Source organism: Pseudomonas gingeri (assembly GCF_013385635.1).
In the GTDB taxonomy this organism is placed as follows: domain Bacteria; phylum Pseudomonadota; class Gammaproteobacteria; order Pseudomonadales; family Pseudomonadaceae; genus Aquipseudomonas; species Aquipseudomonas gingeri_A.
Genome location: NZ_JACAPR010000010.1, coordinates 427,466 through 453,085 on the forward strand (window position 1 = coordinate 427,466; position 25,620 = coordinate 453,085).

The following is a 25,620-nucleotide window of genomic DNA, read 5'->3' on the forward strand; positions in this document are numbered from 1 at the left end:
TGGTGTTTTTGATTTTCCCGCTCCGCGTTGATATCCAGAGGATGGTTCCATGACCAGCAACGCCCATACCGCAGTCGTTCAAAAGCAATTCGGCGAACAAGCGGCTGCCTACCTGAGCAGCGCCGTGCACGCCCAGGGCACCGAGTTCGCGCTGCTGCAGGCGGAACTGGCCGGGCGCGGCGATGCGCGGGTCCTGGATTTGGGCTGCGGGGCCGGTCATGTGAGTTTTCATGTGGCACCGCTGGTCAGCAAGGTGGCCGCCTATGACCTCTCGCAGCAGATGCTCGATGTGGTGGCCGCGGCTGCAACTGAGCGCGGCCTGGGCAATATCGCCACCGTCTGCGGCGCGGCGGAGAGCCTGCCATTCGCCGATGGTGAGTTCGATTTTGTCTTCAGCCGCTACTCGGCGCACCACTGGAGCGATCTCGGCCTGGCCCTGCGGGAAGTGCGGCGGGTGCTGAAACCGGGTGGCGTCGCGGCCTTTATCGACGTAATGTCCCCCGGCAGTCCGTTGTTCGACACCTATCTGCAGAGTGTCGAGGTACTGCGCGACACCAGTCATGTCCGCGATTACTCGGCGGGCGAGTGGTTGCGCCAGGTCAGCGAAGCCGGCCTGCACGTGCGCAGTACCAGTCGCCAGCGCCTGCGCCTGGAGTACAGCTCCTGGGTCGAACGCATGCGTACGCCACCGGCGTTGCGCGTGGCGATTCGCGACCTGCAGCAGGCGATGGGCGCCGAAGTGCGGGAATATTTTGAGATTGAGGCCGATGGTTCGTTCAGTACGGATGTACTGGTGCTGTGGGCCGAGCGATAGACTTTTTTCCGGCAGCCCCGTGACCACGGGTGCACCGACAGATGACACGAGGAAAGCATGAGCAAGCAGATTCTGATTCTCCCAGGCGACGGTATCGGTCCGGAAATCATGGCCGAAGCGGTCAAGGTGCTGGAACTGGCCAACCAGAAGTACAGCCTGGGTTTCGCGTTGAGCCACGACGTGATCGGCGGCGCCGCCATCGACAAGCATGGCGTGCCCCTGGCCGATGAAACCCTGGACCGCGCCCGCGCCGCCGACGCGGTGCTGCTTGGCGCCGTCGGCGGGCCGAAGTGGGACAAAATCGAACGGGATATCCGTCCCGAGCGCGGCCTGTTGAAGATCCGTGCGCAACTGGGCCTGTTCGGCAACCTGCGTCCGGCGATCCTCTATCCGCAACTGGCCGATGCGTCGAGCCTGAAGCCGGAAATCGTCTCGGGCCTGGATATCCTGATCGTCCGCGAACTGACCGGCGGTATCTACTTCGGCGCCCCGCGCGGCACCCGCGAACTGGAAAACGGCGAGCGCCAGTCCTACGACACCCTGCCATACAGCGAAAGCGAAATCCGCCGTATCGCCCGTGTCGGCTTCGACATGGCCCGCGTGCGCGGCAAGAAGCTTTGCTCGGTGGACAAGGCCAACGTCCTGGCCTCCAGTCAGTTGTGGCGTGAAGTGGTCGAGGAGGTCGCCAAGGACTATCCGGACATCGAGCTGAGCCACATGTACGTCGACAACGCCGCGATGCAACTGGTGCGTGCGCCCAAGCAGTTCGACGTGATCGTCACCGACAACATGTTCGGCGACATTCTTTCCGACGAAGCGTCGATGCTCACCGGCTCCATCGGCATGCTGCCGTCGGCATCCCTGGATGCCAACAACAAGGGCATGTACGAGCCTTGCCACGGTTCGGCCCCGGACATCGCCGGGCAGGGCATTGCCAACCCGTTGGCGACCATCCTGTCGGTGTCGATGATGCTGCGCTACAGCTTCAATCTGCACGACGCCGCGTCTGCCATCGAGAAGGCCGTGAGCCTGGTGCTGGACCAGGGCCTGCGTACGGGCGACATCTGGTCGGCCGGTTGCAGCAAAGTAGGAACGCAGGAAATGGGCGACGCAGTAGTCGCCGCGCTGCGGAATCTGTAATCTCTCGGGCCCACCGTTTCTTTCATCCCTGGAAACGGTGACCCACTTTTGTAAAAGGTGTAGTTGCGATGAAACGTGTAGGTCTGATCGGTTGGCGCGGTATGGTCGGTTCCGTGCTCATGCAGCGGATGCTGGAAGAGCAGGACTTCGATCTTATTGAGCCGGTGTTTTTCACCACTTCCAATGTCGGTGGCCAAGGCCCGTCCGTGGGCAAGGATATTGCCCCGCTGAAGGATGCCTACAGCATTGAAGAGCTGAAAACCCTCGACGTGATTCTGACCTGCCAGGGTGGCGACTACACCAGCGAGGTTTTCCCCAAGCTGCGCGAAGCCGGCTGGCAGGGTTACTGGATCGATGCCGCCTCCAGCCTGCGTATGCAGGATGACGCGGTGATCATCCTTGATCCGGTGAACCGCAAGGTCATCGACCAGCAGTTGGATGCCGGGACCAAGAACTACATCGGCGGCAATTGCACCGTCAGTCTGATGCTGATGGGCCTGGGCGGCCTCTTCGAAGCCGGCCTGGTGGAGTGGATGAGCGCCATGACCTACCAGGCGGCCTCCGGTGCCGGCGCGCAGAACATGCGCGAACTGATCAAGCAGATGGGCGCGACCCACGCGGCCGTCGCCGATCAACTGGCCGACCCGGCCAGCGCTATCCTCGATATCGACCGTCGTGTGGCCGAAGCCATGCGCAGCGACGCCTATCCGACCGAAAACTTCGGTGTGCCATTGGCCGGCAGCCTGATCCCCTGGATCGACAAGGAACTGCCGAACGGCCAGAGCCGCGAAGAGTGGAAGGCCCAGGCCGAGACCAACAAGATCCTTGGTCGCTTCAAGAGCCCGATCCCGGTGGACGGTATCTGCGTGCGTATCGGCGCCATGCGTTGCCACAGCCAGGCGCTGACCATCAAGCTCAACAAGGATGTGCCGATCGCCGATATCGAAGGGCTGATCAGCCAGCACAACCCCTGGGTCAAACTGGTGCCGAACCAGCGTGAAATCAGCATGCAGGAACTGAGTCCGACCAAGGTCACCGGTACCCTGAACATCCCGGTAGGGCGTCTGCGCAAGCTGAACATGGGCTCGCAGTTCCTCGGCGCGTTCACCGTGGGGGACCAGTTGCTGTGGGGCGCGGCCGAGCCGCTGCGGCGCATGCTGCGGATCCTGCTGGAACGTTGATTCGCTGATGCATTGAAAGCCCGCGTCTCGCCAGAGTCGCGGGCTTTTTTATTGGCAGTCTTCGGTTGGCGCCACGCGTCCCTGTGGCGAGCGGGCTTGCCCGCGCTGGGGCGCGAGGCGGCCCTATGATCGGATATCTCGCTGTGTCAGGCACACCGAGGTATCCGGTTTTGCGGCTGCTGCGCAGCCGAGCGCGGGCAAGCCCGCTCGCCACAATTAGGGTAAAGTGCCGCTCCCCCCGTTTTGCCTGAGGTCAAACCCATGAGTCAGTCCTTTGATATTGCCGTGATCGGCGCCACCGGCACTGTTGGCGAGACCCTGGTACAGATTCTCGAGGAGCGCGACTTTCCGGTGGCCGACCTGCATTTGCTGGCCAGCAGCGAATCCGCCGGTCACTCGGTGCCGTTTCGGGGCAAGAATGTCCGTGTACGTGAAGTCGACGAGTTCGATTTCGCCAAGGTCCAGCTGGTATTTTTCGCCGCCGGCCCGGCGGTAACCCTGAGCTTTGCCCCGCGTGCCACTGCAGCCGGCTGCACCGTCATCGATCTGTCCGGTGCCTTGCCCGCGCCTCAGGTGGTACCGGAAGCCAATGCCCAGGTATTGGCGACGCTGAAGAAACCGGTGCAGGTTGGCAGTCCGAGCGCTGCGGCCACCGCGCTGGCCGTGGTGCTGGCACCGCTCAAGGGGCTGCTGGATCTCCAGCGCGTGACCCTGACCGCCTGCCTGGCCGTGTCCAGCCAGGGCCGCGAAGCCGTCAGCGAATTGGCCCGGCAGACGGCAGAGCTGCTGAATGTGCGCCCGCTGGAACCGCGCTTCTTCGATCGGCAGATTGCTTTCAACCTGCTGGCCCAGGTCGGCAAGCCGGACGCAGAGGGGCATGTTTCCCTGGAGAAGCGCCTGGTCAGCGAGTTGCGTGAACTGCTCGCAGCACCTTTACTAAAAATTTCAGTCACTTGCGTTCAAGCCCCGGTGTTTTTTGGCGATAGCTATAGTGTGTCCCTGCAGGCGGCTGCCGATGTCGATCTGCAAGCGGTGAACGTAGCGCTGGAAGCCGCGGATGGCATCGAGCTGGTGGACGCCGGTGATTATCCGACCGCTGTCGGTGACGCCGTGGGCCAGGATGTGGTCTATGTCGGACGGGTTCGTCATGGTGTTGACGATCTGTCGGAACTGAATCTGTGGCTGACGTCGGACAACGTTCGCAAGGGGGCCGCGCTAAACGCTGTGCAACTGGCTGAATTGTTGATAAAAGACCCGCTGTAAAAGATACTTGGCGACAATTTGCAGAATGATTCTAGCCTGACGCTATGCTCAGGCTGGTTGCTGAAGGTGAGCTGCCCCTCGGGCACTTGCAGGGGTATCGGCTAAAACAGGGTGTTGCGGTGGTTTTTCAGGGCCGCGCGCCATGCCGCAAGGCAGCTACACCACCTTCTCGCTGGCCGAGGAACGCACTAACAAAGGAAGAGGCTATGGTTCAAGTTCGCAAACTGGTGTTAGCAATAGCGGCCGCTTCGGCGCTGTCTTCCGGTATGGCGCATGCGCTTGGGCTGGGGGAAATGACCCTCAAGTCGACCCTGAACCAGCCATTGCTGGTGGAAATCGAATTGCAGGATGTCGGTGGCCTCAGCGCCTCCGATATCGTTCCGAGCCTGGCTTCTCCCCAGGCGTTCAGCGACGCCGGCGTCAGCCGCCAGGACTTCCTGAGCGACCTGACCTTCACGCCGGTGCTCAATCCCAACGGTCGCAGCGTGGTGCGCGTCACCTCGAGCAAGCCGTTGTCCGAAGCCTATGTACGTTTCCTGGTCCAGGTGCAGTGGCCCAATGGGCGGCTGATGCGTGACTACAGCGTACTGCTCGATCCGGCGAAGTACGCACCGCCGGGCGATGCCGCCAAGCCGGCACCGGTTGTCGCGCCGAGCGCACCGGTGACCGCGCCGACCAAGGCCAAGCAGTACACCACCGGTCCCAAGGATACCCTCTGGGAAATCGCCGCCAGGGAGCGCAATAGCGGCTCCGTGCAGCAGACCATGCTGGCTATCCAGGCGTTGAACCCGGGTGCCTTTATCGATGGCAACATCAATCGCATGAAGACCGGCCAGGTGCTGCGCATGCCGGACTCGGTGCAGAGCACCAGCCTGCCGCAGTCCAAGGCGATTGCCGAGGTGGCCGCGCAGAATGCCGCGTGGCGCCAGGGGCGTCGTTCGGCCCATCCTGGCAAGCAACAAGTGGATGCCACCCGGCACAAGGGCGGCGAAGCAACGCCATCCCGTGGTGCCGGCAAGGACAACCTCAGCCTGGTTTCGGCCGAGAGCGGCAAGAAGGGTGGCAAGGGCGCGGCTGGCGACAGCAAGGCCTTGAGCAACAAGCTGGCGGTGACCCAGGAAAGCCTCGACTCTACCCGTCGCGACAATGCCGAGCTGAAAAGCCGCATGGAAGACCTGCAGAGCCAGTTGGACAAGCTGCAGCGCCTGATCCAGCTGAAAAACGATCAACTGGCCAAGTTGCAGGCGGAAGGTACGGGTGCCGCGCCGGCCGCCGGCCAGCCGGCAATGCCGGCCGAACTGGTGGCCAAGCCGGAAGCGGCTCCGGCGCCAATCGTCGCGACACCTGCGCCAGCCGAGGCGATCAAGCCGGTCGAACCGCCGATCCAGACCGAAGCGGCACCCAGCGAAGAGCGCAAGCTCGACGACCTGCTTTCCAGTCCGATTCTCCTGGGCTTGATCGCCGGCTCCGTGGTGCTGGTGCTGTTGTTGCTCATGCTGCTCCTGGTGCGTCGCCGCAAGGCCCAGCAGGAAGCCGAGAAGCACCAGCGCATGGCGCGGGCGCTGTCTGAAGAAACCGACTTCGCCGCAGACCTGGATATGCCGGAAAGCAGTTTCGAGGGCCTGGAGGTGCCTCCGCCCAGCGTAAAGCTGGCGCCGGCCCAGGCGCCGGCTCCCGTCGCTGAGCGCCCGACCGATGTGTTGGGCCAGGCTGAACTGCATATCGAACGTGGGCACCTGAACCAGGCTGCCGATCTGCTGGAAGAGGCGGTCAAGCTTGAGCCGCAGCGCAGTGATCTGCGCCTGAAGCTGATGGAAGTCTACGGTCGTCAGGGCGATCGTGATGGCTTTGTCGTCCAGGAGCGGCAACTGGTCGCCAATGGCGAGAACCATGCCCAGGTCGAGCAGCTCAAGAGTCGCTTTCCCGGCATGATTGCCGTGGCGGCGGTAGCAGGTCTTGGCGCGGCGGCGGTCGCTGCCGAGCTGGACGAGCAGTTTGTCCAGGAGCTGTTGCAGGAAGAGCCGCCAGCCCCGGTTGCAGTGCCGGAGCCCGTGGTTGCAGCGGCACCAGCGCCAGCTCCGGTGGTGGATGAGTTCGACAACGATTTCGACCTGAGCCTGGATGACCTGGAGGCAGTTTCTCCTTCGATCGTTCCGGCCCCGGTCGCGGATCTTGACCTGGATGACCTGCAACTCGACGACGACTTGAGCTTCGAGTCGGTGCTGGCACAACAGACCGAAGCCAAGGCGAGCCCGGACGACTTGTCGGACTTCGATCTGGACCTGGGCGGCGACGAGCCTGCCTCGATCCAGGCGGACGATGATTTCCTGCTGGGCCTGACCGACGATCCGGCAGTGCCTCAGGGTGAAGTACCGACCCTCGATGCGCTGGATGACCTGGGGCTGTCGGAAGACTTCGACCTGTCGTTGGCTGACGAACTGGCGGTCGATACCGGGCCGAATGCCTTCACTGACGAACTCGATGACGTCAACGCCGAGCTGGACCGTCTGTCCCAGAGTCTGGAGCAGCCACCGCTGGCAGCACCGACCTTTACCGCGGATGACGCGGCGCTGGGGGATGACGAACCAGAGTTCGACTTCCTCTCGGGAACCGACGAGGCGGCGACCAAGCTCGATCTGGCCCAGGCCTATATCGACATGGACGACAGGGACGGTGCGCGGGATATTCTTGCTGAAGTCCTGAGCGAAGGTAGCGAAACGCAAAAGAACGAAGCCAGGGAAATGCTCAAGCGTCTTGCCTGAGTTGATCCGCTGGCACTCACGACAACGGCAGCCCCCGGGCTGCCGTTGTCGTTTTGCCGATCATGGAATCCGCCTCAGGCCAGCAGGTCCTCATGGAACGCACCGAACGGCCGGGTCGGGTGGGCGATCTGGATTTCCAGGATCCACAGGCCGACATCCGGGCAGGCCTCGAAATCCCCCAGGTCCCCGGCGCGGTAGATGGCGTGGGGGAAGTCGCTGACCCGATGGCCCTTGATCTCCAGGTTCAGCACCCAACCCATGGCGTTGGCCTGTTCCTCGGCATAACGGTACAGCTCCGGACCGCTGACCCGCTGTTGCTTCCAGTAGTCGTGGACCAGGTCGAACAGGGTCTTGGCCGCTGCCGCGCAGGCAATCATCTCGGGGTCGTTGCCGGTGGTGAACGTGCCGCCCGAGTCGCCTTCATGGCGATCCCAGACCACACCCAGGTCGATAAAGAAGATGTCGTTTTCGCCCAGTGCGGGATCGCCTTCGGAGCGTTGCTTGAAGGTCCTCAGGGTGTTGGCGCCGAAACGGATCAGCAGCGGATGCCAGATGCGGTCCATGCCCAGTTCATTGAGCACCTCCAGGCCCAGGGTCCGTGCTTCGGACTCGAGGATGCCGGGTTTGAAGCGCCGGGCCATTTCCTCGATGGCCTGCCAGGTCATGCGCTTGGCGTGGAGCATGCCGTCCAGGCTGTAGGCCTGGCCGACAGCTTGTTTATTCAGTGCATTCATTCATCAGGTCTCGGTCGGGGGGCTTTATCGTTATAATGCACGCCTTTGCGCAAATCATCAGGCTGTAAGTTCTTGGCAAACATAGATAACCCGGCTGCCGAAATGGCGGCCGACGGCTTTTCCCGGATCGCCCTTGGCGTCGAATACAAGGGCTCGCGTTATCGCGGCTGGCAGCGCCAGGCCTCCGGTGTACTCACGGTGCAGGAAACCCTGGAGAATGCTCTGTCGAAAGTGGCGGATTCGCCGGTTTCGCTGATGTGTGCCGGACGCACCGATGCCGGGGTGCACGCCTGCGGGCAGGTAGTGCATTTCGACACCCAGGCGCAGCGCTCGCTGAAGGCCTGGGTCATGGGGGCCAACATCAATCTGCCCCACGATGTCAGCGTCAGTTGGGCCAAGGTCATGCCGGCGCATTTCCATGCGCGCTTCAAGGCTATCGCCCGGCGTTATCGCTATGTGATCTACAACGACCAGATTCGTCCGGCGCACCTCAACGAGGAAATCACCTGGAACCACCGACCGCTGGATGAGCAGCGCATGGCCGAGGCCGCCCGTTATCTGGTGGGAACCCACGATTTCAGTGCCTTCCGTGCCGGACAGTGCCAGGCCAAGTCGCCGATCAAGGAGGTCCACCACCTGCGGGTGACCCGCCACGGCAAGATGATTGTCATCGATATCCGTGCCGGTGCCTTCCTGCATCATATGGTGCGCAATATTGCCGGCGTGCTGATGACCATCGGTGCCGGCGAGCGTCCGGTGGAATGGGCGCGCGAGGTGCTGGAAAGCCGCATTCGCCGCACGGGTGGGGTAACGGCTCATCCGTTCGGCCTGTATCTGGTGCAGGTGGAGTACCGAGACGAGTTCGAGTTGCCGGAGCGTTATGTCGGGCCACATTTCCTGACGGGTTTCTCGGAACTTGTCGGCTGACGCCTGGAAAAGCATTTGCTACCATCCGGGACTTTACTCGGAAAAACCCTGGGGTTCTGACGATATGTCCGCCGTTCGCAGCAAAATCTGCGGGATCACCCGCATTGAAGATGCGTTGGCCGCGGTCGAGGCCGGGGCCGATGCCATTGGTTTTGTGTTCTATGCCAAGAGTCCACGGGCTGTGACCTTCCAGCAGGCGCGGGCGATCATCGCCGTCTTGCCGCCGTTCGTGACCACCGTGGGCCTGTTCGTCAATGCCAGTCGCTGCGAACTGGGCGAGATCCTCGACGCGGTGCCGCTGGACCTGTTGCAGTTCCATGGCGATGAAACCAGCGAGCAGTGCGAGGGGTTTCACCGGCCCTACATCAAGGCGCTGCGGGTCAAGGCCGGCGACGATATCGCCGCGGCGTGCCGGGCCTATCCCGGTGCCAGCGGCATTCTGCTCGATACCTATGTCGAGGGTGTGCATGGTGGAACCGGCGAGGCCTTCGATTGGTCGCTGGTGCCGCAAGGGCTGAGCAAGCCGATCATCCTGGCCGGCGGCCTGACCGTGGAAAACGTGGCGGACGCCATTGCCCGGGTCAGGCCGTATGCCGTGGACACCAGTGGCGGGGTGGAGCAGAGCAAAGGCATCAAGGACCCCGCGAAGATCAAGGCATTCATCCAGGCGGTTCGCGCCAGCTGATCGCCGATGTGACGGACGGCAGCCTGCCACCGTCCATGCTTACCGCCGCTTAGAAAACAGGCGGGCCCGGTTGTCCGACGGGCCGAAAACGAATTGGAGAAAGAAAGCATGAGCAACTGGTTAGTAGACAAACTGATCCCTTCGATCATGCGTTCCGAGGTGAAGAAAAGCTCGGTGCCTGAAGGTTTGTGGCACAAGTGCCCGTCGTGCGACGCGGTGCTCTATCGTCCGGAGCTGGAAAAGACCCTGGACGTCTGCCCCAAGTGCAACCACCACATGCGCATTGGTGCCCGTGCCCGCATCGACATCTTCCTCGACGCCGAAGGTCGCGCCGAGCTGGGTGCTGACCTGGAGCCGGTGGATCGTCTGAAGTTCCGTGACGGCAAGAAGTACAAGGACCGCCTGACCGCGGCCCAGAAACAGACCGGCGAAAAAGACGCGCTGATCTCCATGAGCGGCACGCTGTTGGGGATGCCGATCGTGGTGTCGGCATTCGAGTTCTCGTTCATGGGCGGTTCCATGGGTGCCATCGTCGGCGAGCGCTTTGTTCGTGCCGCCAACTACGCCCTGGAAAACCGTTGCCCGATGGTCTGCTTCTCGGCTTCCGGCGGTGCGCGGATGCAGGAAGCGCTGATTTCGCTGATGCAGATGGCGAAGACCTCGGCCGTACTGGCGCGCCTGCGCGAAGAAGGCCTGCCGTTCATCTCCGTGCTGACCGACCCGGTCTACGGTGGCGTTTCCGCCAGCCTGGCGATGCTCGGCGACGTCATCGTCGGCGAACCCAAGGCCTTGATCGGTTTCGCCGGTCCGCGCGTGATCGAGCAGACCGTTCGCGAAAAATTGCCGGAAGGCTTCCAGCGCAGCGAATTCCTGCTGGAGCACGGTGCGATCGACATGATCATCCCGCGCCAGGAACTGCGTCCGCGCCTGGGTAGCCTGCTGGCCCAGATGATGGGGCTGCCGACGCCTGTGTACGTTGCCGCGCCTGTCGAATCCATCGTCATCCCACCGGTGCCGGCAAACGTATGATCCAACGTACCCTGGGCGACTGGCTCGCCTACCTGGAGCAACTGCATCCATCGGCCATCGACATGGGGCTGGAGCGCTCGCAAGAGGTAGCGAACCGCATGGGGCTGGGCCGGCCGGCGCCTCGGGTAGTGACGGTGACCGGTACCAACGGCAAGGGCTCGACCTGCGCCTTTGTCGCCGCCTTGTTGCAGGCCCAGGGCCTCAAGGTCGGGGTCTACAGTTCGCCGCACCTGCTGCGCTACAACGAGCGCGTGCAGATCAACGGCGTGGAAGCGAGCGATGCCCAGTTGTGCGAGGCATTCGCGGCGCTGGACGCCGGTCGTGGCGAGATTTCCCTGACCTACTTCGAGATGGGCACCCTGGCGGCGTTCTGGCTGTTCGAGCGTGAGCAACTGGATGCGGTGGTCCTGGAAGTCGGCCTTGGTGGGCGCCTGGACACGGTCAATGTGGTGGATGCCGACCTCGCGCTGGTGACCAGCATCGGTGTCGATCATGCCGAATACCTGGGCAATACCCGCGAATCGGTGGCCTATGAAAAGGCCGGGATCTTCCGCCAGGGCCGACCGGCACTGTGTGGCGACCTGAATCCGCCGCAACCCCTGCTGGACAAGGCACGCGAGCTGGGCTGCCCGTTTTTCCTGCGCGGTCGCGATTTCGATCTCGGCATCACCGACCAGCACTGGCAGTGGCGTGGCCTGGACGGCAAGGGCCAGGTCCTGGAACTGCGTGACCTGCCGTTGCTCGACCTGCCGATGGAAAACGCCGCGCTGGCGCTCCAGGCTTACGCCCTGATGGATCTACCGTGGCAGCCGGAGCGGATCGCCGCCGCTTTGCAGGCGACCCGTATCGTCGGTCGCCTGGATCGCCGTACCGTCAATTGGCAGGGCAAGTCGCTGCAATTGATGCTGGATGTCGGGCACAACCCCCACGCGGCCGAGTATCTGGCCCGGCGTCTCTCGCGTCGTGTCCCGGCAGGGCGGCGCCTGGCGGTGTTCGGCCTGCTGTCGGACAAGGATCTTGACGGCGTGGTGTCGCAACTCGATGCTCATGTGCAACAGTGGGCGGTAACGCCGTTGCAATCGCCGCGCAGCCGGCCGGCAGCCGACCTGCAGGCGGCCTTGCAGGCTCGCGGAGCTTCGGTGACGGTCTACGAAAGCGTCGCCGCGGCGCTGGAAGGGCAGTGTGCCCAGGCGACCGAGGATGATGAAATCCTGCTGTTCGGATCGTTTTTTTGTGTAGCCGAGGCGCTGGAATGGCTCGCCCGGCGCGCCACGGAGGAAGCTGCAAATGGCATTGCTGGATAAAGCGTACAAGCAGCGGATGGTCGGTGCCCTGGTTCTGGTGGCACTTGCCGTGATCTTTCTGCCGATGCTGTTTTCCCGTCAGGACGAGCAGCGCCAGGTGCGTGTCGATCCGCCGGCGGCACCGCAAGCCCCGGCCGTGCCGCAGGTGCAGGTCGAGCCGGTAGCGGTGCCCGAGCCGCAAAGCCTGCCCGAGGAGCCTGTTCCGGAAGAGGAGGACGAGGTGGCGGTCAAGCCGGCAACGGCGCCTTCGACGCCGATTGCTCCCGCTCCGGTCGTCAAGTCGACGGCGCCCGCGACCAAGCCTGCCACCCCGGCACCCGCACCCAAGCCCGCCGCTGCGCCTGCGCAGACACCGGCACAAGTGGTTGCGGTAGCGCCGGCGAAGCTCGATACCACGCAGAGCCGGGTGGATCCCAATGGCTTGCCGATCACCTGGTCGGTGCAGTTGGCCAGCCTGTCGAGCCGTGAAAGTGCCGAAAGCCTGCAGAAAAACCTGCGCAGCCAGGGTTACAACGCCTATATCCGTTCCGCCGATGGCAAGAACCGGGTATTTGTCGGCCCGTTGATCGAGCGTGCGGAGGCCGATCGTCTGCGTGACCTGCTCGGCCGTCAGCAAAAGTTGAACGGTTTTGTCGTCAGATTCCAACCCGAACGCGGCTGAAAACTACTGCGCTCGGCGATACTGCGTTAAAAACAGGTTCGGACTGCTCATTTACAACCAGTAAACGCCGAGTCCTCGCCTGTTTTTGCCTTGTCTTGCCTTCGCTCGCTACGTTTTCAGAAGGCTTTGGTGGGTTGTATCGAAATGCACTGACAATCGCCTTACCAGCAAGGCGGCGCTCTGCTAAAATGCGCCGCCTTATCCGTCTGTAGGCTGCACTGTGCCATTTACCTGGGTTGACTGGGCGATTATCGCGGTAATCGTCGTTTCTGCGTTGATCAGCTTGAGCCGCGGCTTTGTCAAAGAAGCCTTGTCCCTGCTCACCTGGATCATCGCCGGCGTCATCGCCTGGATGTTCGGTGGCTCGTTGTCCGTGTACCTCACCGACTATATTCAGACACCTTCGGCTCGTGTGATCGCGGGCTGTGCAATCATGTTCGTCGCGACCCTGTTGGTCGGCGCCATGGTCAATTATCTTATCGGCGAGTTGATTCGCGTGACCGGCCTGTCCGGGACCGATCGATTTCTCGGCATGGCCTTCGGTGCCGCGCGTGGCGCGTTGCTGGTGGTCGTGGCGGTCGGGCTGCTCAGCCTGGGGCCGGTACAGCAGGATACGTGGTGGCAGGAGTCCCGGCTCGTGCCACAATTTCTATTGGTTGCAGATTGGTCCAAGAACCTCATCCTGGGGTGGAGCAGTCAGTGGCTGGCCAGCGGGATCAGCGTACCCGCTGACCTTCCGTTCAAGGAACATCTCTTACCGGCCAAAACGCCTCAGTAAGCGCTGTTCAGTTCAGATTCATTAAGTAGGGGTTGCGTCGCATGTGTGGCATCGTCGGTATCGTCGGTAAGTCGAACGTCAATCAGGCGCTGTATGACGCGCTAACCGTGCTCCAGCACCGCGGCCAGGACGCTGCCGGTATCGTGACCAGCCATGACGGCCGGTTATTCCTGCGCAAGGACAACGGCCTGGTCCGTGATGTGTTTCATCAGCGCCATATGCAACGCCTGGTCGGCCACATGGGTATCGGCCACGTGCGTTACCCGACCGCCGGCAGCTCGACCTCGGCTGAAGCCCAGCCGTTCTACGTCAACTCGCCGTACGGCATCACCCTGGCGCACAACGGCAACCTGACCAACGTCGAACAGCTGGCCAAGGAGATCTACGAGTCCGACCTGCGCCACGTCAACACCAGTTCCGACTCGGAAGTGCTGCTCAACGTGTTCGCCCATGAGCTGGCCCAGCGCGGCAAACTGCAGCCGACCGAGGAAGACGTGTTTGCCGCGGTGACCGACGTGCACAACCGTTGCGTCGGCGGTTACGCGGTGGTGGCGATGATCACCGGCTACGGTATCGTCGGCTTCCGCGACCCCCATGGCATTCGTCCGATCGTTTTCGGCCAGCGTCACACCGACGAAGGCGTCGAATACATGATCGCCTCCGAAAGCGTGTCCCTGGACGTGCTCGGCTTCACCCTGATCCGCGACCTGGCGCCGGGCGAAGCGGTCTACATCACTGAAGACGGCAAGCTGCACACCCGTCAGTGCGCGACCAACCCGACCCTGACCCCGTGTATCTTCGAACACGTCTACCTGGCGCGTCCGGATTCGATCATCGACGGCGTCTCGGTGTACAAGGCGCGCCTGCGCATGGGCGAGAAGCTGGCGGAGAAGATCCTGCGCGAGCGTCCGGAGCACGACATCGACGTGGTCATCCCGATTCCGGATACCAGCCGCACTGCGGCCCTGGAGCTGGCGAATCACCTGGGCGTGAAGTTCCGCGAAGGCTTCGTCAAGAACCGCTACATCGGCCGGACCTTCATCATGCCGGGCCAGGCGGCGCGCAAGAAATCCGTACGGCAGAAGCTCAACGCCATCGAGCTGGAGTTCCGCGGCAAGAACGTGATGCTGGTGGACGATTCCATCGTGCGCGGCACCACCTGCAAGCAGATCATCCAGATGGCCCGTGAAGCCGGCGCGAAGAACGTCTATTTCTGCTCGGCGGCCCCGGCCGTGCGTTACCCCAACGTCTACGGCATCGATATGCCGAGTGCCCACGAACTGATCGCCCACAACCGTTCCACCCAGGACGTTGCGGACCTGATCGGTGCCGACTGGCTGATCTATCAGGACCTGCCGGACCTGATCGAAGCCGTTGGCGGTGGCAAGATCAAGATCGAACAGTTCGATTGCGCGGTGTTCGACGGCAAGTACGTCACCGGCGATATCGACGAGCACTACCTGAACAGGATCGAGCAGGCGCGCAACGATGCGTCCAAGGTCAAGACCCAGGCGGTCAGTGCGATCATCGATCTGTACAACAACTGAGTAGAAACCGGCCCTGAGGTTGTGAAACCTGTGGGAGCCGGCTTGCCGGCGATGGCGATGCAAGACTCACCACCGCTATCGCTGGCAAGCCAGCTCCTACAGGATCGCCTTCCTCCGCCGGTTTTGTATCTTCCAAAGATCAGAGCAAGGAGTGGCAGTATGAGTCAGGAATGGGATGCCGGTCGGCTGGACAGCGATCTCGACGGCGTAGCCTTCGACACCCTGGCCGTCCGTGCCGGTCAGCACCGTACGCCGGAAGGCGAGCACAGCGACCCGATGTTCTTCACCTCCAGCTACGTGTTCCGTACTGCCGCCGACGCGGCTGCACGGTTTGCCGGGGAAGTGCCGGGTAACGTCTATTCGCGCTACACCAACCCTACCGTACGCTCGTTCGAAGAGCGCATCGCCGCCCTGGAAGGCGCCGAGCAGGCCGTTGCGACCTCGACCGGCATGGCCGCGATCATGGCCGTGGTGATGAGCCTGTGCAGTGCCGGTGACCACGTTCTGGTGTCGCGCAGCGTATTCGGCTCGACCATCAGTCTGTTCGAGAAGTACTTCAAGCGCTTTGGCGTCGAGGTCGACTACGTGCCCCTGGCGGAACTGTCCGGCTGGGAAACGGCGATCAAGGCCAATACCAAGCTGCTGTTCGTCGAATCGCCCTCGAATCCGCTGGCCGAATTGGTGGATATCGCCGCGCTGGCGCAAATCGCCCATGCCAAGGGCGCGCTGCTGGTGGTCGACAACTGTTTCTGCACGCCTGCCGTGCAACAGCCGCTGAAGCTCGGCGCGGACATCGTGGTGCATTCTGCGACCAAGTACATCGACGGCCAGGGCCGCTGCATGGGCGGCGTGGTCTGCGGTCGTGGCGAGCAGATGAAGGAAGTCGTCGGCTTTCTGCGCACCGCCGGGCCGAGCCTCAGCCCATTCAACGCCTGGATCTTCCTCAAGAGCCTGGAAACCCTGAACCTGCGCATGCGCGCGCACTGTGACAATGCCCTGGCCCTGGCCGAGTGGCTGGAGCAGCAGGACGGCATCGAGAAGGTGCACTACGCCGGCCTCAAGAGCCATCCGCAACACGAACTGGCCCAGCGCCAGCAACGTGGTTTCGGCGGCGTGGTGAGCTTCGAGGTCAAGGGCGGCAAAGAGGGCGCCTGGCGCTTTATCGATGCCACCCGGCTGATCTCGATCACCGCCAACCTGGGTGACAGCAAGACCACCATCACTCACCCGAGCACCACCTCCCACGGTCGCCTGTCACCGCAGGAACGCGAAGCCGCGGGGATTCGTGACAGTCTGATCCGCGTTGCGGTCGGCCTGGAAGACGTGGCGGACCTGCAAGCCGACCTGGCGCGCGGTCTGGCTGCGCTGTGATCGAGTTGTCCCTTGACGTGGCCGTTGGCAACAACGGTCGCGTGGCGCTGGTTACCGGCGCGGCGCGGGGCATCGGGCTGGGCATCGCCGCCTGGTTGATCAGCGAAGGCTGGCAAGTGGTACTGACCGACCTCGACAAGGTGCGAGGCGCCAAGGTTGCCGATGTCCTTGGCGAGAATGCCTGCTTTATCGCCATGGATGTCTCCAACGAGGCGCAAGTGGCCCAGGGCGTGGCCGAGGTGCTGGGGCGGTTCGGCCGGCTCGATGCGCTGGTGTGCAACGCGGCGATCGCCGATCCGCACAACATCACCCTTGAAAGCCTCGACTTGTCCCACTGGAACCGCGTATTGGCGGTCAATCTCAGTGGTCCGATGTTGCTGGCCAAGCACTGTGCGCCTTATCTGCGCGCCCATTGCGGAGCCATCGTCAACCTGGCTTCGACCCGGGCGGCACAATCGGAGCCCGACACCGAGGCCTATGCGGCGAGCAAGGGCGGGCTGCTGGCGTTGACCCATGCCCTGGCAATCAGTCTCGGTCCGGAAATCCGCGTCAATGCGGTCAGCCCGGGCTGGATCGATGCCCGCGATCCTTCGGTGCGCCGAGCCGAGCCGTTGAGTGATATCGATCATGCCCAGCATCCGGCGGGCCGGGTTGGGACGGTCGAGGATGTGGCGGCGATCGTTGCGTGGTTGCTGTCGAAAAGCGCGGGTTTTGTCACCGGCCAGGAGTTTGTGGTCGATGGCGGCATGAGCAAGAAAATGATTTATTGCGACTAGAAGCGGGCGGCGGGGCCGTGGGCCGCGCAGCAAGCGGTTTTTCGTCCCGGCGGGGTGGTGATGGCTCTGACACGAATTTGTCTTTTTCAGAAAAACTTCAAGCAGGCTATTGACTTAGATCCGCTACCTGCGTAAATTTCGCGGCCTCGACGAAGCAAAGGGTGATTAGCTCAGCCGGGAGAGCATCTGCCTTACAAGCAGAGGGTCGGCGGTTCGATCCCGTCATCACCCACCACTTCGAGAGTCTTTCGCAAGAAAGAGAGTTTGAAAATCGGAAGTTCCGCAAGGAATCTCCAACCGACGCGCAGCGGTAGTTCAGTCGGTTAGAATACCGGCCTGTCACGCCGGGGGTCGCGGGTTCGAGTCCCGTCCGCTGCGCCATATTTGTACAGATCGACTGCTTGGTAAACAAGTGAGCGGTCTGCGATTGAAAGCCACCGAAGGCTGTCGATCACGGGTTTCAAAGTTTCAAACGGGCGCAAGTCCGAGCGATACGCAGCGGTAGTTCAGTCGGTTAGAATACCGGCCTGTCACGCCGGGGGTCGCGGGTTCGAGTCCCGTCCGCTGCGCCATACAAGGCTTCGAGGCCCTTGAACTCCTCGAAGCGACAAAAAACGCCCCGGCTTGCCGGGGCTTTTTTTTGCCGGTAAAAAAGCATCGACGCAGGGCGATCTGATGCACAATACGCCCCGGACCGTTTTACTCAGGATTTTCAATGTCGACATCATTCCACTTGCGTGCCGTGGTACTGGCCCTGGTGCTGGCGGGCGCCGCAGGCTGCTCCTCGCCCAAGACCGCCGTTTATGAACACGAAAACTTCGACGACTCCGGAACCTTCTCGCGCAACTACGCGGTGAGCGATACGGCTTCATGTGAAGCGGCCCGTCGTGCCTTGCTCAGCCAGGGCTATATCATCACCAGCAGCGATCCCAAGCTGGTGGCCGGCAACAAGAGCTTCCAGCAGACCGGCGATACCCACTTGCAGATCAGCTTCAGTGTCGTGTGCGCACCCGACGGCAGCGCCGATCATCGCTCGACGATGTTCGCCAACGCCTTGCAGGACCGTTATGCATTGAAGAAGGTCAACAACTCCGCAAGCCTTGGGGTGGGCGTGCTGGGTTCGGTGTCGATGCCGATCGGCTCGACCGATGATTCGATGGTCAAGGTCGCGAGCGAAACAGTGTCTTCGGCCAAGTTCTATGACCGCTTCTTTACCCTGGTGGAGCTGTTCCTGCCGCCTGAGGTGAAAAAGGAAAAACACACCGATGAAAAACCCAAGGCCGATCTCGGCGTGCCCGAAACCGCTCCGGCGGCGATCAAGCCTGAAGCCGCTGCGCAACCGCAGGCGGAGCCGGTGAAAGCTGTCGAGCCAAGCCATGTCGAGCCGGCACATATCGCTCCGGCGCTGACCGCCCCGGCTATTCCCGAACCGCTGAAACCATTGCCGGAAGCCGCTTCGGCCGCCCCGACCGAAGCGGCACCGATAACGCCGGCCGCCACTGAAAAACCGGCGGAGCCGACGCCGGCAACGACCCCGGCCACCACCGAACCGGCCACGCCGGCTCAGTAAAACGCACCGTTCAGATCGCCGCGGGATCGGGTTTGTCGACCTCGATTCCGTAGCGGCTGATAGCCTGGACCACGCTGCCGCGCGGGACCAGCCCGTCATCGGCCAGGGCCTTGAGTGCGGCCAGGACGATAAAGTAGCGATCCACTTCGAAGAACCGCCGCAGGGTTTCACGGGTATCGGATTGCCCGAAACCGTCGGTGCCCAGGGCCACGAAACGCCGTCCGTTGACGAAAGGGCGGATCTGGTCGGCGAAGATCTTCATGTAGTCCGTGGCGACCACCAGCGGTCCGACCCGGTCCTGCAGGCAACTTTCCACATAACTGATCCGCGGTTCCTCCTGGGGATGCAGCAGGTTCCAGCGTTCGACGGCGTGTCCCTCGCGACGCAGCTCGGTGAGGCTGGTGGCGCTCCAGACATCGCTGGCCACGGCGAAGTCATCCTGCAGCAGTCGTGCCGCCGCCATCACTTCCCGCAGGATCGAGCCGCAACCCATCAGTTGCACGCGAGGTTGCTGATCCGACGGCGTATCGTCTCTCCCAAGCCGGTAGAGTCCCTTGAGAATGCCTGCCTCGACCCCCTCGGGCATGGCCGGGTGCGGGTAGTTCTCGTTGAGCAGGGTGATGTAGTAATAGACATCTTCCTGCTCGACATACATGCGCCGCATGCCTTCGCGGATGATCACCGCCAGCTCGTAGGCGAAGGTCGGGTCATAGGACACGCAGCAGGGGATCACCGACGACAGCACGTGGCTGTGGCCGTCGTCATGCTGCAAGCCTTCGCCCATCAGGGTGGTGCGGCCCGAGGTGGCGCCCAGCAGGAAGCCCCGCGCCCGTGCATCGCCGGCGGCCCAGGCAAGGTCGCCGACCCGCTGGAAACCGAACATCGAGTAGTAGATATAGAACGGCACGGTCATCAGGCCGTGGTTGCTGTAGGAGGTGCTGGCGGCGATCCAGGAAGAGATACCGCCGGACTCGTTCAGGCCTTCCTGGAGGATCTGGCCGTCGCGGCTTTCCTTGTAGTAGCTCAGTTGCCCGGCGTCCTGTGGGGTGTAGAGCTGGCCCACCGCCGAGTGAATGCCGATCTGGCGAAACAGGCTTTCCATGCCGAAGGTCCGTGACTCGTCGGGCACGATGGGCACGACCAGCTTGCCGATATGCGGATCCTTCAACAGCGTGCCGAGGATCCGCACAAAGGCCATGGTGGTGGAGATCGAGCGTTCGCCGGTGTCCTTCAGTTGTGCGGCGAAGGTTTCCAGTGGCGGAATCCGCAAGCTCTCGCAGGCCGTGCCACGGGCCGGCACATGGCCGCCGAGCTGCTGCCGGCGCGCGGCGAAGTAGAGGGCCTCAGCGCTGTCGACAGCGGGCTTGAGGTAGGGGATTTCCTCGGCCAGCTGTTCGTCGGAGACCTCCAGGCCGAAGCGATCGCGGAAAGCCTTGACCGCGTCCAGGTCCATTTTCTTCAATTGGTGATTGATATTCTGGCCTTCGCCGGCCTCGCCCATGCCGAAGCCCTTGACGGTCTTGGCGAGGATCACCGTCGGCTGCCCGCTGTGGCGCATGGCGGCGGCGTAGGCGTTGTAGACCTTGTCCGGATCGTGACCGCCACGGGACAGCTTCCAGATATCGTCATCCGTCATGTCGGCCACCAGCTCCAGCAGGGCCGGGTATTTGCCGAAGAAATACTCGCGCACATAGGCGCCGTTCTGCGACTTGTAATTCTGATACTCGCCATCCACGCATTCCATCATGCGCTGGCGCAGCAGGCCGCTGCGGTCCTTCTCCTGCAGGGCATCCCAGCCGCCGCCCCATATCACCTTGATCACGTTCCAGCCGGCGGCGCGGTACAGGCTTTCAAACTCCTGGATCACCTTGGCGTTGCCGCGTACCGGACCGTCCAGGCGTTGCAGGTTGCAGTTGACGACGAAGATCAGGTTATCGAGCTTTTCCCGTCCGGCCAGGGAGATCGCCGCCAGGGATTCGGGTTGGTCCATCTCGCCGTCGCCGAGGAAAGCCCAGACCTTGCGCCCCTGATGCGGCTTGAGGTCGCGATATTCCAGGTAGCGCATGAAGCGTGCCTGGTAGGCGGCGGTGATCGGACCCAGGCCCATGGAGACCGTGGGGAACTGCCAGAAGTCCGGCATCAGCCGCGGGTGCGGATAGCTCGACAGACCGTCGCCACCGGCTTCGCGACGGAAATTGTCGAGCTGGGTTTCACTGATTCGCCCTTCGAGGTAGGCGCGACCGTAGATGCCCGGCGAAGAATGGCCCTGGATATACACCATGTCACCGTCGAAGTTGTCGGTGCGGCCACGGAAAAAGTGATCGAAGCCGACGTCATACAGCACCGCTGCCGAGGCATAGGTGGCGATATGACCGCCGACGCCCGAGTGTTTGCCGGCCCGCAACACCATGGCCATGGCGTTCCAGCGGATATAGGCGTTCAGCCGGCGTTCGATGGCCAGGTTGCCCGGGTAGGGTTGTTGGCGATCGACGGCGATGGTGTTGACGTAGGGCGTGGTGACCCTGCCGTGGAAATCGCCATGGCGGGCGACGTCGAAGTCCAGTAATTGGTCGATCAGGTAATGCGCGCGCGGGCGTCCTTCGGTGGACAGAACGGATTCGATCGATTCGAGCCATTCGCGGGTTTCCTGCGGATCGTCGTCGAGAATCAGGGCGTTGGGGTGAGTCATGCCGGGCTCCTGGGGCTGCCGATGGGCAGCGTGATGGCGGGACGGATGCGACGCGCGAACCTTGTGGGCGGGCGTCGGCAGCACGTTGAAAATATAATTGCAATTGCAACTACAAAACCGAATCTATCCCGCCGTGGGTTACCATTGCAACCCTCTTGATCTTTCTCCGGATGGTTTTCATGGCTGCCAACGAGCCCGATGTATGGTTCCGCTTTGTCAGGGCTCACCGCAGCGTTATCCGCGAGATAGAGCGGCGCCTGGCGCAAGCCGGGCTACCGCCCTATGCCTGGTACGACGCTTTGTGGGGGTTGGAAAGCGGACCGGACGGGACTCGGCGGATGCACGAGCTGGCGGATGTACTGGCGATCGAACGCTACAACCTCACCCGGCTGGTGGATCGGCTGGAGAAGGACGGCCTGGTGGTGCGCTCGCGCGCCGAGGGCGACGGGCGCGGCGCGTTTGCCTCGATCACCGAGGCCGGTCGGGTCCTGCGCAAGCGGATGTGGGAAATCTACGAAGAGGCGGTCGACGAGCTGTTTCTGTCGCAACTCGACGACAGCCAGCGACGCAGTTTCGCCGACGCCCTGGAGCGCACCGCCGGCCTTGCCCGCAGTGCCGGCAAGAGCCGCAACGCTCAACATAATCCATAGCGTTCAAGCGCCTCCCTGGCGATCCATGGTGCGATCCGTTGTTCATCCGCCAGGGCGCCAAGGGCCAGCGCGGTGATCCAGTGACGGTCCGGTGCGGTTGGCCGCACCGACCCGGCCCCCAATCCGACAAACCGTGCCGCGACATACCCGCCCAGGGGATCGACCACGGCCTGCGGATAGCCGGTCACCGCCATGACTGGAGCGGTACTGTCCCCCAGGCAGTTCGCCAGGTGCGAACGGCGTTTCGCTTTTCCCGGATGCAGGCGGTTCCAGTGCTCCGCACCCGCGGCATCGCGGGCCAGCCGGGTGTAGCTGGGGCAGCTCCAGACCTGGGTGGAGATTCCCCAGTCCTGTTCCAGCAAGACGGCAGCCGCCCGCACTTCCTCTAACGCCTGGCCTGCCCCCAGCAGGCGGATGGCCGCCGGGCGTTCCGGCGAGAGGCGGTACATGCCGTTGAGCGCGTCCTGCGTCTGCTCCGGTGTCAACGCCGGGCCTTGTTCCCGGTCGTGCAAGGCCAGGTAATAGAACCCCGGATCGCCTTCGACATACAGCCGCTGCAAGGCGGCCAGGACGATCGCCCGGGCTTCGGCGCCCGAAGCGGGGTCGAACGGTTGGCAGCGCGGATTGCCGGCCAGCCACAGGGGCAATGAAGGTTGTGCGCCCTTGGGCCAGCGCGAGGGCAAGGTTTCGATATCGTTGCACAGGATGCCCCGTTGCAGGGTTTCGTCGGCCACGGCACAGAGCCCGGCGGAATGAGCCGCACTGAGCAGGTACAACAAGGGTCTTTCCGCGCGATGACGGGAGAAGCGCATCGACCAGGCGCTGATCTGTGTCGAACGTGGCGCGTCGGGATGCCGATGATTGCGAATGACCCAGGCGCCCCGGTTCGCGGCAATGCCATGCTCCAGCCGGTCGGCGATCTCCAGCACACTGGATAGCGGCGATCCCGTTGTCACGGGGGCGGCGTGCAGGGCCCTGATGCAGGCAAGGGCTGTTGCCTGGCTTGAAGGTCGAGGAGTGAGTGCGGTCATGATCGGGTTCGCCTGAACGGGGTTCTCAACCCTAAATCAGTCGATCAACTGATTGCAAATGCAATCATATTTCATGTGAATAAAAAATTACTGGAAAAAAACCTGACCCATCTGCTAGTTTTTCTACTCAGGAGAACGTCTGGTAAGAGGGCGCTTCATTTTTCCTTAACACGGGCAACTTATGCTGGCCCTGCAGGTCAGTAGCAAAAGCGCTTTTACCTACAAGCAAAAGGAGTTTCACAATGGACGATTATCAAGAAGAGCTGCTGGAATTCCACGCTTTCGAGCTGGATCCGGTCGAACCGGCTGACGACGCTACCGAGCTGTAAACGGTGGCGTTTTTTTTGCTCAGGCGGAATGTCGCTGACTGCGGCGGAATTCGCCCGGGGTCTGGCCGTTCCAGCGTTTGAAGGCCCTTTGAAAGGCCTCGGCTGAAGCAAAACCGAGCAGGTAGGCGATTTCGCCAAATGCCAGTTCAGTATCCCGGATATAGGTCATCGCCAGGTCGCGGCGAGTGTCGTTGAGTATCGCGCGAAACTGCGTGCCTTCCTCGGCGAGTTTGCGACGCAAGGTCCAGGTCGGCAGTTTCAGGCGTGCCGCCACTTCTTCCAGGTCGGGTTCCCGGCCACCGTTGAGCAAAGGCCCCAGCAACTGAGTGATGCGTTCACGCAGGCTGCGGGTGCGGGTCAATTGTTCCAGTTCCCGTTCACAGAGTTGCAGCAGGTGCCGCCAGGTGCTCGGGCAGTGCTCCGGGTTGCGCAGGCCAAGGCTGGCCTGATCCAGGCGCAATTGATTGATCTCGGCGCCGAAATGTACCGGGCTATCGCCGAGCAGCCGGTAGTCGTCAGCATAATCCGGCTCGTCGAACTCGATATCGATTCGTTCGGCCCGCAGTGGCTGGCCGGCGACGCTCGACAGTTGCTTGAGCCAGCCGGCAATGATCGAATCGACCACGAAACGGTTGTAGGCGTTGTACGGGCTGATGGAATAGAAGCGCAGCCAGGCACCGCCGGCATCTTCGTGGAAGCTCGATTGCCCGCGGTAGTTGGAGCCGTAGAGGGCTTCGAAGCGGGTCAGGGTCCGTGCCGCTTCACGCACGGTCGGGGCCTGGGCCGCGGTGATGCCGGCCAGTCCGGCCTGGCTCAAGCGGCTGAGCCGACCCATGTGCAGGCCCAGGGCCGGGTTGCCGGTGAGCTGGATCGCGGCGTGGCCCAGGCGCATATAGCGCGGAATCGACAACCGTGCCCCGGGCTCGGCCAGGCGCGCCGGGTCCAGCCCGTACTGTTCCAACAGCGGCTGCGGATCCTCGCCCGATTCGCGCATCGCATCGGCCAGGCTATGGACGAAGCCGACGGACAGGTCGCCGAGGCGCATCGGCAGGGGCTTCATGGCAGCCACAGATTCAGCAGGCGGGCGCCACGCCCGCCTGCGTCATCCTGGGTGAAGATCTGTCCGTTGTAGCTGATGAAACTCTGCCCCGAGCTGCGCTGGTCCCAGAGCTGGCCGCGCAGGAACACGCTGATCCCGGCGATGGACTGGCTGCCCGGTGCACGACCAATCAGGGTCAGGCGGTGCCAGGCATCACCTTCGCTGAGCTCGCCGGGGCGCAGGCTGACTTCGGGCGGGGTGACGGCGCTTTTGAAACCGCGCCAGGGCTTGTCCCAACTGCCCTTGCCGGCGACAAAGGCCGGCACCGCGATCAGCTTCACTCCCAGGGCGTCGAGTTGACTGTAGATGCTCGGGTACCAGCTATCGCTGCCGATCAGGATGCCCAGGCGGCCGGCCGGGGTGTCGACGACATTCAGTGGCTGGTCGGACGCACCCAGCACATAGCCGCGCTGCTCGAAGGTCGGGTACAACTGGCGTTGCGGCTGGCCCATGGGGCGGCCGTCGGCACCGAAGGCCAGACTGGCGTTGTACAGCGAGCCACGGCCGACTTTCAGCGTGCCTTGTTCAACGATCGGCGTCGGCAACAGGATCGAGCCCGCCACCAGGGTGATGCCGAACTCTTTCGCCAGGCCACCGAAGACCGCCTGGTAATCGCTGGCCATGGTCCGTGCCTTCATGCGCAGCCGGGCGTCGTCCAGGCGGCTGCGGCCCTTGGCCTTGAACACCGCGCCGGTGAATTTCAGCGGATTGCTGACCATCAGCCAGTTCATCGCCTCCTGCAGGTTGATGGCCTGGTAGAGGTCGTCCTTTTCACCGCGCAGCACCAGCCAGGTGCCGACATGTTCGGGCAGTACGACCACGGTCCTGGCGTTGAGCAGCCCCAGACTGCGCGCCTGTTGCAGGTAGGCCGCGAGCTTGCGGTGCAGGCGCGGCAGGCTCTGGTAGTCGCTGGGGAACAGCTCCGGCTGGATGCCGAGCAGGTTGCCATGCTCGCCGGGAACCCCCTGGTTCGCCGCGAGTTTGATCCGCAGGTCCGACAGATAGTGGCCGGTCGTGCGCTGCTGGGTCCAGACGCCATAGCTGGTGAGCGCGGCGATCAGGGCCATGAGAAAGATGCCGACAAGAAGTTTGCGCATGGAAGGTAAAACGAGCGGCCATTGGCGGGATTCGCTGACTAGGGTAGGGCGCACGGCCGCGCTTGCCAAGAGGCGCTGCACATTTGGATCAATAAGTTGTCAGTTTCAGTCATTGAGCCTGGGTCGGTGGCTCTTTAATGTGCCAGTCATACACCTGACGGGAGCCGCAGAGCTTCCCGCATT

At 62.8% G+C, this 25,620-nt stretch carries 21 protein-coding genes and 3 tRNA genes; 19 read left to right on the forward strand and 5 right to left on the reverse strand.

Annotated features, from left to right (window positions below; translation table 11 throughout):
* Window positions 1-49: 49 nt before the first annotated feature.
* The 5 genes from HX851_RS12365 to HX851_RS12385 all read left to right on the forward strand — a co-directional run bounded on the left by HX851_RS12365 (window position 50) and on the right by HX851_RS12385 (window position 7,160).
* Window positions 50-814 (forward strand): class I SAM-dependent methyltransferase, encoded by a 765-nt coding sequence (locus HX851_RS12365; RefSeq protein ID WP_177056343.1) that lies wholly within the window; start codon window positions 50-52, stop codon window positions 812-814.
* Window positions 815-871: 57 nt separating this feature from the next.
* Window positions 872-1,954: a 3-isopropylmalate dehydrogenase gene (gene leuB / locus HX851_RS12370; protein WP_177056342.1), complete on the forward strand. Its 1,083-nt coding sequence runs from the start codon at window positions 872-874 to the stop codon at window positions 1,952-1,954.
* Window positions 1,955-2,022: 68 nt separating this feature from the next.
* Window positions 2,023-3,135 (forward strand): aspartate-semialdehyde dehydrogenase, encoded by a 1,113-nt coding sequence (gene asd, locus HX851_RS12375; RefSeq protein WP_017129390.1) that lies wholly within the window; start codon window positions 2,023-2,025, stop codon window positions 3,133-3,135.
* A 261-nt stretch (window positions 3,136-3,396) separates the two neighbouring features.
* On the forward strand, window positions 3,397-4,398 hold the full coding sequence (locus tag HX851_RS12380) for an aspartate-semialdehyde dehydrogenase (RefSeq protein WP_177056341.1): 1,002 nt from the start codon (window positions 3,397-3,399) through the stop codon (window positions 4,396-4,398).
* 206 nt (window positions 4,399-4,604) lie between these two features.
* Window positions 4,605-7,160 (forward strand): motility hub landmark protein FimV, encoded by a 2,556-nt coding sequence (locus HX851_RS12385; protein WP_177065527.1) that lies wholly within the window; start codon window positions 4,605-4,607, stop codon window positions 7,158-7,160.
* A gap of 74 nt (window positions 7,161-7,234) precedes the next feature.
* On the opposite strand, the gene HX851_RS12390 is transcribed toward HX851_RS12385, so the two are convergent.
* The gene (locus HX851_RS12390; RefSeq protein WP_177065529.1) at window positions 7,235-7,894 is read right to left on the reverse strand and encodes a M24 family metallopeptidase; all 660 of its coding nucleotides are present in this window, start codon (window positions 7,892-7,894) and stop codon (window positions 7,235-7,237) included.
* Window positions 7,895-7,996: 102 nt separating this feature from the next.
* Between HX851_RS12390 and truA the strand changes: the two genes are divergently transcribed.
* The 13 genes from truA (at window position 7,997) to HX851_RS12455 (ending at window position 18,542) form a co-directional block, all read left to right on the forward strand.
* Window positions 7,997-8,821, forward strand: a complete 825-nt coding sequence (gene truA, locus HX851_RS12395; protein ID WP_177056636.1) for a tRNA pseudouridine(38-40) synthase TruA — start codon at window positions 7,997-7,999, stop codon at window positions 8,819-8,821.
* Between the two features lie 64 nt (window positions 8,822-8,885).
* A complete protein-coding gene (locus HX851_RS12400) occupies window positions 8,886-9,506 on the forward strand; it encodes a phosphoribosylanthranilate isomerase (RefSeq protein WP_177056338.1) in 621 nt (206 codons plus the stop codon).
* A 108-nt stretch (window positions 9,507-9,614) separates the two neighbouring features.
* On the forward strand, window positions 9,615-10,535 hold the full coding sequence (accD, locus tag HX851_RS12405; RefSeq protein ID WP_017129384.1) for an acetyl-CoA carboxylase, carboxyltransferase subunit beta: 921 nt from the start codon (window positions 9,615-9,617) through the stop codon (window positions 10,533-10,535).
* Entirely contained in the window at window positions 10,532-11,839 is a 1,308-nt protein-coding gene (gene folC / locus HX851_RS12410) for a bifunctional tetrahydrofolate synthase/dihydrofolate synthase (protein ID WP_177056337.1), read from the forward strand. Before accD ends, folC begins: the two co-directional genes overlap by 4 nt.
* Complete coding sequence (locus tag HX851_RS12415; RefSeq protein WP_177056336.1) at window positions 11,823-12,500, forward strand: SPOR domain-containing protein; 678 nt, start codon at window positions 11,823-11,825, stop codon at window positions 12,498-12,500. The genes folC and HX851_RS12415 overlap by 17 nt, the downstream gene beginning before the upstream one ends.
* Before the next feature lie 220 nt (window positions 12,501-12,720).
* Window positions 12,721-13,278 (forward strand): CvpA family protein, encoded by a 558-nt coding sequence (locus HX851_RS12420; protein ID WP_017123225.1) that lies wholly within the window; start codon window positions 12,721-12,723, stop codon window positions 13,276-13,278.
* 41 nt (window positions 13,279-13,319) lie between these two features.
* Complete coding sequence (gene purF, locus HX851_RS12425) at window positions 13,320-14,825, forward strand: amidophosphoribosyltransferase (RefSeq protein WP_177056335.1); 1,506 nt, start codon at window positions 13,320-13,322, stop codon at window positions 14,823-14,825.
* Window positions 14,826-14,984: 159 nt separating this feature from the next.
* The gene (locus HX851_RS12430; protein WP_177065530.1) at window positions 14,985-16,196 is read left to right on the forward strand and encodes an O-succinylhomoserine sulfhydrylase; all 1,212 of its coding nucleotides are present in this window, start codon (window positions 14,985-14,987) and stop codon (window positions 16,194-16,196) included.
* A 17-nt stretch (window positions 16,197-16,213) separates the two neighbouring features.
* Window positions 16,214-16,972 carry an SDR family oxidoreductase gene (locus HX851_RS12435; protein WP_438362398.1) on the forward strand — a complete coding sequence of 253 codons (759 nt, stop codon included), beginning with the start codon at window positions 16,214-16,216 and terminating at the stop codon, window positions 16,970-16,972.
* Between the two features lie 159 nt (window positions 16,973-17,131).
* A tRNA-Val gene (locus tag HX851_RS12440) sits at window positions 17,132-17,207 on the forward strand.
* 69 nt (window positions 17,208-17,276) lie between these two features.
* A tRNA-Asp gene (locus HX851_RS12445) sits at window positions 17,277-17,353 on the forward strand.
* A 114-nt stretch (window positions 17,354-17,467) separates the two neighbouring features.
* A tRNA-Asp gene (locus HX851_RS12450) sits at window positions 17,468-17,544 on the forward strand.
* Between the two features lie 143 nt (window positions 17,545-17,687).
* Window positions 17,688-18,542 (forward strand): DUF2242 domain-containing protein, encoded by an 855-nt coding sequence (locus HX851_RS12455; protein WP_177065532.1) that lies wholly within the window; start codon window positions 17,688-17,690, stop codon window positions 18,540-18,542.
* A 10-nt stretch (window positions 18,543-18,552) separates the two neighbouring features.
* Here HX851_RS12455 and aceE read toward each other — a convergent pair whose 3' ends face one another.
* A complete protein-coding gene (aceE, locus tag HX851_RS12460; protein ID WP_177065533.1) occupies window positions 18,553-21,231 on the reverse strand; it encodes a pyruvate dehydrogenase (acetyl-transferring), homodimeric type in 2,679 nt (892 codons plus the stop codon).
* 179 nt (window positions 21,232-21,410) lie between these two features.
* Between aceE and HX851_RS12465 the strand changes: the two genes are divergently transcribed.
* The gene (locus HX851_RS12465) at window positions 21,411-21,881 is read left to right on the forward strand and encodes a MarR family winged helix-turn-helix transcriptional regulator (protein WP_177062429.1); all 471 of its coding nucleotides are present in this window, start codon (window positions 21,411-21,413) and stop codon (window positions 21,879-21,881) included.
* Here HX851_RS12465 and HX851_RS12470 read toward each other — a convergent pair.
* The 3 genes from HX851_RS12470 to HX851_RS12480 all read right to left on the reverse strand — a co-directional run bounded on the left by HX851_RS12470 (window position 21,866) and on the right by HX851_RS12480 (window position 25,437).
* A complete protein-coding gene (locus tag HX851_RS12470) occupies window positions 21,866-22,912 on the reverse strand; it encodes a transketolase-like TK C-terminal-containing protein (protein ID WP_177065534.1) in 1,047 nt (348 codons plus the stop codon). The genes HX851_RS12465 and HX851_RS12470 overlap by 16 nt on opposite strands.
* A gap of 348 nt (window positions 22,913-23,260) precedes the next feature.
* Window positions 23,261-24,301 carry an AraC family transcriptional regulator gene (locus tag HX851_RS12475; protein ID WP_177065536.1) on the reverse strand — a complete coding sequence of 347 codons (1,041 nt, stop codon included), beginning with the start codon at window positions 24,299-24,301 and terminating at the stop codon, window positions 23,261-23,263.
* A complete protein-coding gene (locus HX851_RS12480) occupies window positions 24,298-25,437 on the reverse strand; it encodes a nitrilase-related carbon-nitrogen hydrolase (RefSeq protein WP_177062433.1) in 1,140 nt (379 codons plus the stop codon). Before HX851_RS12480 ends, HX851_RS12475 begins: the two co-directional genes overlap by 4 nt.
* Between the last annotated feature and the right edge of the window lie 183 nt (window positions 25,438-25,620).